Source organism: Rhodopseudomonas sp. B29 (assembly GCF_000333455.1).
Lineage (GTDB): Bacteria > Pseudomonadota > Alphaproteobacteria > Rhizobiales > Xanthobacteraceae > Rhodopseudomonas.
In genome coordinates this window covers 1-8,865 of record NZ_BADD01000689.1, presented here as the reverse complement: position 1 = coordinate 8,865, position 8,865 = coordinate 1, and the positions used below count along the sequence as shown (strand labels likewise).

Genomic DNA, 8,865 nt, shown 5'->3' with positions numbered 1-8,865 from the left:
TGGGGCGAGCGATTCGGCGAGACGAACTCGACGCGGCGCAGGACATCAAAGTCGTGGCGCGTATCGGCGTCGGCTACGATGCGATCGACGTGCCGGCTTTGAATCGCCGCAAGGTGCCGCTGATGACGGCCGGCACCGCGAACTCGCCGTCGGTCGCCGAACAGGCGCTGTTCATGATGCTGACCCTGGCCAAGCGCGGAGCCGAGCTACATGCGCTGGTGAAGACTGGCGCCTGGGCTTCGCGGCTGGGCGCACTGCCGTTCGATCTGTTCGGCAAGACGGTGCTGATCGTCGGCTTCGGCCGCATCGGCACACGTACGGCCAAGCGCTGCCTGGCGATGGAAATGACCGTGCTGGTGTACGATCCCTACGTAGCTGCGGGGAAAATCGAAGCCGCCGGCTGCCAGGCGGTGAGCGATCTCGATGCGGCGCTGCCGCGTGCCGATTTCGTCAGCCTGCATTGCCCGAAGACGCCGGAAACCACAGCGTTGTTCGACGCTGGACGGCTGTCGAAGATGAAGCCGACCGCCTATCTGATCAACACCGCGCGCGGCGGCATCGTGGTCGAGCAGGCGCTGTACGAGGCGCTGCTGGCCGGCCGGCTCGCCGGTGCCGGGCTCGATGTGTTCGAAGTCGAACCGCCGCCGCACGGCCACAGACTGTTCGATCTGCCCAACGTGATCATCGCCCCGCACGTCGCCGGCGTCACCCGCGAGGCGCTCGACCGCATGGGCGAACAGACCGCCCGCAACATGCTGAGCGCGCTTGACGGTGCCCCGATCGCGGCAAATGTCGTTAACCAGGATGTGCTGAGGTAAATTCGCCCCGTTCGTCATTGCGAGCGAAGCGAAGCAATCCAGCTCAGTGCACTGCGCTGGATTGCTTCGTCGCTACGCTCCTCGCAATGACGCGGTGAGGTTCGTGATAACAACAACGACGAGGGGAGGCCGACGATGGCGTTCAAGGAATACGGTGATTACGACGGCGTGGGCCTCGCCGAGCTGGTGCGGAGCAAGCAGGTCACGGCAGCGGAACTGCTGGACGAGGCGATCGCGCGGACCGATGCGCTCGATCCCAAGCTCAACGCGATCGTGGTGCGGCACGACGATCATGCGCGCAAGCAGATCGAAGCCGGATTGCCGGACGGCCCGTTCAAAGGCGTGCCGTTCGTGCTGAAGGATCTCGATCTGCTCGCCGGCACGCGCACCACCTTCGGCGCCAGCCTCTACAAGGACTTCGTCGCGCCGCACACCGGCACGCTGGCGTCGCGCTTCGTCGCGGCGGGGCTGACGATCTTCGGCAAGAGCGCCAGCCCCGAGTTCGGCCTGATGCCGACCACAGAGTCGCGGCTGCATGGGCCGACCCGCAATCCCTGGAATCTCGATCATTCGTCGGGCGGCTCGTCCGGCGGCGCTGCCGCCGCAGTCGCGGCGCGCATCCTGCCGGTCGCGCATGCCAGCGACGGCGGCGGCTCGATCCGCATTCCGGCGTCGGCCTGCGGCGTGTTCGGCCTGAAGCCGACGCGGGCGCGCAATCCGATCGGGCCGGATCGCGGCGAAGGCTGGGGCGGCTTCGCCTGCGGCCACGTGGTGAGTATCAGCGTGCGCGACAGCGCGGTGATGCTCGACGCGCTGAACGGGCCGGAGCCGACCAGCCCCTATGTGGCGCCGCCGCCGGAGCGGCCGTTCGCGCAGGAAGTCGGCCGCGATCCCGGCCGACTGCGGATCGCGTTCACGGATGTCTCGACCTATGGCGATGCGATTGATCCCGAGATCGCAGCCGCGGTGCGCGACACCGCGAAGCTGCTCGAAGGTCTCGGCCATCATGTCGAGCAGCGCGCGCCGAAGCTGCCGGCCGATCCGGCCGAGGTGATTGCGGCGATCGTTGCCTGCAATACCGGGCTCAGCGTGCGGCTCGCCGAGCAGGCGGCCGGCCGTCCGATGACGGATCAAGATTTCGAAGTCCTGACGCTCGCCAGCGCCGCCAATGCGCGCCGCGCCAGCGGTGTCGATTATTGCGGCGCGCAGCTTCTGGCCTATCAGATCTCGCGCAGCCTGGCCGATTTCTTCCAGGGCGTCGACGTGTTCCTGTCGCCGACGCTGTGTTTGCAGCCGCTCAAGATCGGCGAGCTCGACACCATGGCGCGCGATCTGTCAGGCATCAGCCCGCTGCTCCGCCGCTACATTCCGGGTACCAGCCTGTTCAACATGTCGGGGCAGCCGGCGATGTCGGTGCCTCTGGCCTGGAGCCGCAGCGGGCTGCCGATGGGTATGATGTTCGCCGGCCGCTTCGGCGACGAGGCGACGCTGCTGCGGCTCGCATCGCAACTGGAGCAGGCGCAGCCGTGGAAAACCCGGAGACCGCCGAATTGCGCCTGATTGGCGACGAGAATCGTTAGTTTTTTTAGAAACAAGCGACCAAGGTCGACGTTGACGCTCGGGGCTCGGCAGGTCTTGCCTAAGCCCGGCGGGGGAATTTTGAATTGACTGGACAAGATCCGACCGACCAGGCTCTGGCGGTCATCGCGAGCATTTTCGAGCGGCCGGCGAAGCCAGAGGCGACGACGGACCGGCTCAGCGAAGCGCAGCCGGAGCACGAAGCCGCGCCGAGCCCGGCTGAGGACGTGCAGCCGCGGGAATTCGAAGCTGAACCGATGTCCGCCGAGCCTGAGGCCACCGAGGCCGACGGCGCACCTGAGCCAAAAGTCGAGGTCGAGGACATCGACGGCCAAAGCCGGTTCGGTCCTGGCCCGCTCGACGCGTTGCGCTTCAGATGGACCATCCGCCGCCTGGCCGACGATCGCTATCACGTCGAGGAAACCATCGGCGACACTTCGCTTCCGATCGTCTCCGGTCCGATGGGCCGCGACGAGGTATTAGCGTTCGTCGATGCGCGCGAGCGCGACGCTAAGCACCGGTTCGAAACGCTGCGCAACGAAATCATCTCCGGCCCCTCGGAGCGCGGCTACGAGGACGACGACGGCAGCTAGCGCAGCGCCTTGGCGAAAGATTTGTCGGGCTATTGCTGAGACCTTGCGACGTTGCGGCGTCAGCCCTGCGGCACAGCGCTTGGCTGACAGCCGGATCCGGGCCATAACGCGCCGGCAAAACTATCCGGACATGATCCATGTATGACAGCCTCCAGGCCGATCTTCGCGCGCTTGAAGATCAGGGGCGGCGACGCAAGTTGCAGCCGCGGGCCGGAATCGACTTCACCTCCAACGACTATCTCGGCCTCGCCGAGTCCGACGAACTGCGCGAAGCGGCTGCGGAGGCGATCGCGCGCGGCGTACCAGTCGGCGCCGGCGGCTCGCGGCTGCTGCGCGGCAATCACGACGAACACGAAGCGCTGGAGGCCGAAGCGGCGGATTACTTCGGCGCCGAAAGCGCGCTCTATTTTGGCGCCGGCTTCACCGCCAATCACGCCATCTTCTCGACGCTGCCGCAGCGCGGCGATCTGGTGCTGTACGACGAACTGATCCACGCCAGCGTCCATGAAGGACTGCGGCAGAGCCGCGCCACCAGTGAGCGTGTGCCGCATAGTGATGTCGATGCGTTCGAGGACAAGCTGCGGCAATGGCGCGCCTCCGGTGGTCGCGGTCGCGCCTGGATCGCTGTCGAGAGCGTCTACAGCATGGATGGTGATAGTCCGCAGCTCGACGCACTTTACGCGGTGGCGCAGCGTCACGATGCCGTGCTGGTGATCGACGAAGCCCATGCGACCGGCGTGCTAGGTCCGGACGGCCGCGGCCTCGCGGCGCATCTCGATGGCCGGCCCAATGTCATCACGCTGCACACCTGCGGCAAGGCGCTGGGCACCGTCGGCGGCTTCGTCGTCGGTCCGAAGATCGTGCGCGACTTCCTGGTCAACCGGGCGCGGCCTTTCATCTTCGCGACGGCGCCGTCGCCGCTGATCGCCGCAGTCACGCGGGCGGCGCTGCAGATCTCGCGCACCAAGCCGCAGCGGCGCGAGCGGTTGGCGGAGTTAGTAGCGTTCGCCGCGCGCGAGCTGCAGCGGCGCTGCGGCGTGGCCTCGTCGGGCTCGCACATCGTGCCGATCATCATCGGCGGCAATCAGCAGGCGGTCGCGGTCGCGGCGGCGCTGCAGCAGCGCGGGTTCGATGTGCGTGCGATCCGGCCGCCGACCGTGCCGGTCGGTACGGCGCGGCTGCGCATCGCGCTGTCGGCCAATCTCAGCGAGGAGGTGATTGCCGCGCTGTTTGACGCCGTCGCGACCGAGATGCGGATCGCGGCATGAGTGCACGCATCGTTGTCACCGGCACCGACACCGGCATTGGCAAGACGGTGTTCTCCGCCGCGCTCGCCGGCGCGCTGGATGCGAACTACTGGAAGCCGGTGCAGTCGGGGCTGGAAGAGGAAACCGACTCGCAGGCTGTGCAACGGATGTCGGGGCTCCCCGCCGATCGCATTCTGGCCGAGCGCTACTCGCTCAAGACGCCGGCATCGCCGCATCTCGCCGCCGCGATCGACGGCGTCACGATCGATGTCGCCGCCCTGGATTTGCCTGAGGTGGCGCGACCGCTGGTGGTGGAAGGGGCGGGCGGCTTGATGGTGCCGCTGACACGCGAGGTGACCTACATCGACGTGTTCGCGCGCTGGGCGTCGCCGCTGGTGCTGTGCGCGCGAACGACGCTGGGTACGATCAATCATACGCTGCTGTCGATCGAGGCGATCCGCGCACGTGGCATTCCGCTGCTCGGCGTCGCCTTTCTGGGCGATGCGATGCCGGACAGTGAAGCGATTATCACCGAACTCGGCCGGGTCCGCCGGCTTGGCCGGCTGCCGCGGCTGGCGTCACTCGATGCGACCTCGCTCCGCGCGGCATTCGTCGACGCGTTTGATCCGCAGGATTTTCTGAAAGACGTGCCATGACGCTAACTTCGCCGGTCTGGCATCCGTTCACCCAGCATGCGGTGCAGGGCGACGTCCCGACCATCGTGCGCAGCGAAGGCGCCTGGCTCGAAGCCGACGACGGCCGGCGCATCTTCGACGCCATCGCGTCGTGGTGGGTGGTGACGCACGGCCATCGCCATCCGAAGATCATCGCCGCGATCCAGCAGGAAGCGGCGCGGCTCGATCAGATCATCTTCGCCGGCTTTACTCATCCGCCCGCCGAGCAACTGGCGCAGCGTCTGGTCGAAATCACACCGGACGAACTGACGCACGTGTTCTATTCGGACAGCGGCTCGACCTCGGTCGAAGTCGGGCTGAAGATGGCGCTGGGCTACTGGCTGCATGTCGGCGAGGGTCGGCGGCGCATTCTGGCGCTCGAGGGCGCGTATCACGGTGACACCATCGGCGGCATGTCGGTCGGCGAGCGCGGCGTGTTCAACGCGCCTTACGATCCGTTGCTGTTCGACGTCAGCCGCCTGCCGTTCCCGCGCGCCGGCGCCGAGCAGGCAACGCTCGATGCGCTGGAGCAGGCGTGCCGCAGCGAGCCGGTCGCGGCGCTGATCGTCGAGCCGCTCGTGCTCGGCGCCGGGGGCATGCTGATCTATCCGCCGTGGGTGCTGGCCGAGATGGCGCGGATCTGCAAGGCGCACGGCGTGCTGCTGATTGCCGACGAGGTGATGACCGGCTGGGGCCGCACCGGCACGCTGTTCGCCTGCGAGCAGGCCGGCATCGTGCCGGATATTGCCTGCTATTCGAAAGGCCTGACGGGCGGCTCGGTGCCGCTCGCGGTGACGATGTGCCGCCGCGAAATCTTCGACGCGCACTACTCGACGGATCGGCGCAAGACCTTCTTCCACTCCAGCTCCTACACTGCCAACCCGATCGCCTGCGCTGCGGCGCTGGCCAATCTGGAGGTGTGGCAGACCGAGCCGGTGCAGCAGCGGATCGACGCGCTTGCCGCGACTCACACGCGCGCGCTGGACCGGTTCCGCGACGATGCGCGCTTTTCCAATGTGCGCCAGATAGGCACCATTGCGGCGGTCGATCTCGTCGTCGGTGACGCCGGCTATCTGGCCGATATCGGGCCGCGGCTTTACGCTTACTTCATGGCGCGTGGGCTGTTGCTGCGTCCGCTCGGCAACACCATCTATATGATGCCGCCGTATTGCAGCACGGCGGCGGAGATTGCTGCGGCGTACGACGCCATCGCGGCGGCGCCGGAGATGCTGACGCGTTGAACGGTCTATCGTTCAGCGGAATGCTTCTCAACCCGTCATGCCCGCGCTCGTCGCGGGCATCCACGTCTTGAAGCTCATCCGTGTCCAAGACGTGGATGGCCGGGACGAGCCCGGCCATGACGAGGTGGGGAGCCAGAGCGATGTTACTTCGTCTTCGAGAATGCTTGTGAAATCCGCGACCAGGTCTTCTCGTAGACGGCGGCGGTCTCGTCTAGGCCGGCCTTGAGCGCATTCCAGGTCTCGTCGCCGGCCGCCGACAGCTGCGTCAGCTTGGGGCCGAGGGTCTTCTCGGTCTCTTCGGTCCAGCGGCGCATCTGGGATTCCATTTCCTTACGGCCCTGTTCGAGCGCCGATGCTGCGCCGGTCTGCATCGCTTCCAGCGACGAGACGAACGCCTGGCGCTGCGCCTCGGCGCGGGCGGCGAGGGCTTCCTTCACCACGCCGGCCTGATCGCCCGCGGTGCCGAGGAATTTCTGGAAGGCCAGCTCGACTTCATTCCACTGCGCCGAGACCGCCGCCATCGCCGCGTCCGTGACCTGCTTGGAGGCGCCAAGATCGCCCTGCAGCGCGCTGACTTGCGCCTGGAAGGCCTCGCGCGCGGTGCGGAGCTGAGCCAGTGCTTCCTGCGCCTTGGCGCTCGACGCGTCGCTGAATTTGGCGGCCGCTTCTTCGATCTTGGCGATCGTCGCGGCGGACTCGTCGAGCTTCTGCTTGGTCCATTCCAGATAGGCTTGAGTGAGATCGGGCTTGGTCATGGCAGCCTCCTTTGTCGGTCGAGCCGTGGGTGATAGTTGCGATCTGGCGGAGCCGGGCAGGTGGGTGGTCGCCGCGCCGTCATCCCTATGGATACCGAGCAGTTCGGATTGCACCAGTCGCCGGATGGCGACTTCGAGCTTCCGCGTCCGCTCCGCGTCGAATGTGTCCCAGCCGAGTGAATTCAGCATGACGTTCCTCAGCGTGCGGAAATTCGAGATCGCGCCGAGCACGATGGCGGTGCGGATCTTGAGATCTTCGTTGCTCGGCGAAGCTTCGGTGACTGCGGCCACCGCGCAGATCAGCGCACTCTGGAATCTCGCCACCGCCTGCAGATGGATGATGCGAAAGGCGTCGTCGGCCTCGCGTTCGCAGCGGACGAAGAACGTCGTCCAGGCTTCGGGCTCTTCATTGCCGGCAATGAGCTTGAAGAAGCTGATCACCACGGCCTCGATCTCCGAGGCTCCATTACTGTCCCGGACGCGGCGCAGCGTTTCGATCAGCGGATCGATGCGCGACCGCATGTAATGGGCGATTGACTGCGCGGCGGCGAGGTAGAGTTCGCGCTTGCCGCCAAAATGATAAGGGATCGCGGCTTGATTGACGGCCGCGCGCTCGGTGAGCTGGCGTGTGCTGGCGCCGTCGTAGCCGACCGATCCGAACACCTCGATGGCAGCCTCGATCATCCGGGCGCGGGTGTCGTGGCGGTGGGCGCCTGACGCAGACGCGGACTGAAGAAGTGCAGGTTGGCCGTTGAATCCCATCGTCACCGCCTCGTCCGACTTCGCTTAATTCGTTCGAATGAATGAGGCTTTGCGATGGATCAATCCGTTCGTACAGCGGGCGACGCGAGGCAAGCGGGACTGGCGCTACTGGGCATCGCCGCGGATCATCTAAGATAAATTGCGGCGGTGAACGCGCCGCACTCTCGGCAAGCCGGCGCCCTTGGCGGAACCACTTCGTCCTCAGGCTGCTGGGAAAAGTTGCCTTCGGCCCGTCCGTGTCCAGGGCCGAAAACGAGCCGAAGTTAGAGGGATCTATTGCAGCCCGATAACGATCGCGCCCGGCAATGTTGTTCCGCTGCGAGTGATCGGCAGAACAAATCGAGAGTAGAGGTCGCTGCCCGTTCGGGGGCGTGGCGCAAGCTCGGCCCCCGAACGGCGTGGAGGTCAGGCCTGGGCGTAGGCTGCCGTCAGCGGATCGTAATCCGCGGCCTTGATGATGTTGTGCAGCTGGCGGCGGCGCGCTCCGAGATTGCCGCCGTCGTAGAGCGGGAAGCACAGCGAGTCGGTCATCAGCTGCATGAGCGGATGTGAGCTCATGTAGCTGTCGACGCCGACGATCTTCATCGCGTCGTAGCAGACATCGACGCAGACTTCCGAGCAGTAGACCTTGGCCATCACCGCCAATTCCTGCTCGCTGCCGCCGGTCAGATCGAATTGCTGGCACGCCTTCCAGCTCAAGTACCGGCAGGCTTCGATCTTCATCTTCATGTCGGCGAATTCGTAGCCGATCACCGAGTAATCGACGATTGGGTGCGGGCCGGACTTGGTCTCGCGTTTGGCCCAGTCGAGGGCGTATTCGAACGCGGCGCGCATCACGCCGACGCAGGAGGCGCCGATCAGCGCGGCCGTCCAGGCGAAATTCTGCTGCACCATGCGAACGCCGTCGCCGGGCTTGCCGAGGATGTTGGCGGCCGGCACGCGGACATTGCTGAATTTGATGCGCGGCGTGATCGACGCGCGGTGTCCGGCAGGTTCGAGGAAGCCCTCGACGTTGATCCCCGGCGTATTGCCCGGCACCATGATGATCGCCAGCGAGTCCTGCGCGCCCTTGGTCGGATCGGTGCGGCAGACCACGGCGAACAGATGACAACCGGTGCCCTCCCAGCCGGAGCCGTTGGTGGTGTAGTGCTTGTGGCCGTTGATGACCCACTCGTCGCCTTCGCGGCGTGCGATCGT

8 protein-coding genes are annotated in these 8,865 nt (G+C 66.1%); 6 read left to right on the top strand and 2 right to left on the bottom strand.

What is annotated here, in order from left to right; translation table 11 throughout:
* From I5M_RS24970 to I5M_RS24945, 6 genes are all read left to right on the top strand, one after another.
* Window positions 1-818: hydroxyacid dehydrogenase (locus I5M_RS24970; protein ID WP_022723891.1), on the top strand; the 818-nt coding region annotated here is incomplete at its 5' end.
* A gap of 135 nt (window positions 819-953) precedes the next feature.
* A complete protein-coding gene (locus tag I5M_RS24965) occupies window positions 954-2,378 on the top strand; it encodes an amidase (RefSeq protein WP_022723890.1) in 1,425 nt (474 codons plus the stop codon).
* 104 nt (window positions 2,379-2,482) lie between these two features.
* The gene (locus I5M_RS24960; protein WP_022723889.1) at window positions 2,483-2,989 is read left to right on the top strand and encodes a hypothetical protein; all 507 of its coding nucleotides are present in this window, start codon (window positions 2,483-2,485) and stop codon (window positions 2,987-2,989) included.
* A 137-nt stretch (window positions 2,990-3,126) separates the two neighbouring features.
* The gene (locus I5M_RS24955; RefSeq protein ID WP_022723888.1) at window positions 3,127-4,257 is read left to right on the top strand and encodes an 8-amino-7-oxononanoate synthase; all 1,131 of its coding nucleotides are present in this window, start codon (window positions 3,127-3,129) and stop codon (window positions 4,255-4,257) included.
* Window positions 4,254-4,892, top strand: coding sequence for a dethiobiotin synthase (gene bioD / locus I5M_RS24950; RefSeq protein WP_022723887.1), 639 nt, complete (start codon window positions 4,254-4,256; stop codon window positions 4,890-4,892). Before I5M_RS24955 ends, bioD begins: the two co-directional genes overlap by 4 nt.
* Window positions 4,889-6,151 (top strand): adenosylmethionine--8-amino-7-oxononanoate transaminase, encoded by a 1,263-nt coding sequence (locus I5M_RS24945; RefSeq protein ID WP_022723886.1) that lies wholly within the window; start codon window positions 4,889-4,891, stop codon window positions 6,149-6,151. Before bioD ends, I5M_RS24945 begins: the two co-directional genes overlap by 4 nt.
* A gap of 143 nt (window positions 6,152-6,294) precedes the next feature.
* On the opposite strand, the gene I5M_RS33905 is transcribed toward I5M_RS24945, so the two are convergent.
* Both I5M_RS33905 and I5M_RS24930 read right to left on the bottom strand, forming a co-directional pair.
* On the bottom strand, window positions 6,295-7,590 hold the full coding sequence (locus I5M_RS33905) for a CerR family C-terminal domain-containing protein (RefSeq protein ID WP_244432091.1): 1,296 nt from the start codon (window positions 7,588-7,590) through the stop codon (window positions 6,295-6,297).
* A 483-nt stretch (window positions 7,591-8,073) separates the two neighbouring features.
* Window positions 8,074-8,865: acyl-CoA dehydrogenase family protein (locus I5M_RS24930; RefSeq protein WP_022723885.1), on the bottom strand; the 792-nt coding region annotated here is incomplete at its 5' end.

Bases quoted from the DNA above. Each gene is read 5' to 3' on its own strand.
- I5M_RS24945 (WP_022723886.1), top strand. From the start codon at position 4,889: ATGACGCTAACTTCGCCGGTCTGGCATCCGTTCACCCAGCATGCGGTG.
- bioD (WP_022723887.1), top strand. From the start codon at position 4,254: ATGAGTGCACGCATCGTTGTCACCGGCACCGACACCGGCATTGGCAAG.
- I5M_RS33905 (WP_244432091.1), bottom strand. From the start codon at position 7,590: ATGATCGAGGCTGCCATCGAGGTGTTCGGATCGGTCGGCTACGACGGC.
- I5M_RS24965 (WP_022723890.1), top strand. From the start codon at position 954: ATGGCGTTCAAGGAATACGGTGATTACGACGGCGTGGGCCTCGCCGAG.
- I5M_RS24955 (WP_022723888.1), top strand. From the start codon at position 3,127: ATGTATGACAGCCTCCAGGCCGATCTTCGCGCGCTTGAAGATCAGGGG.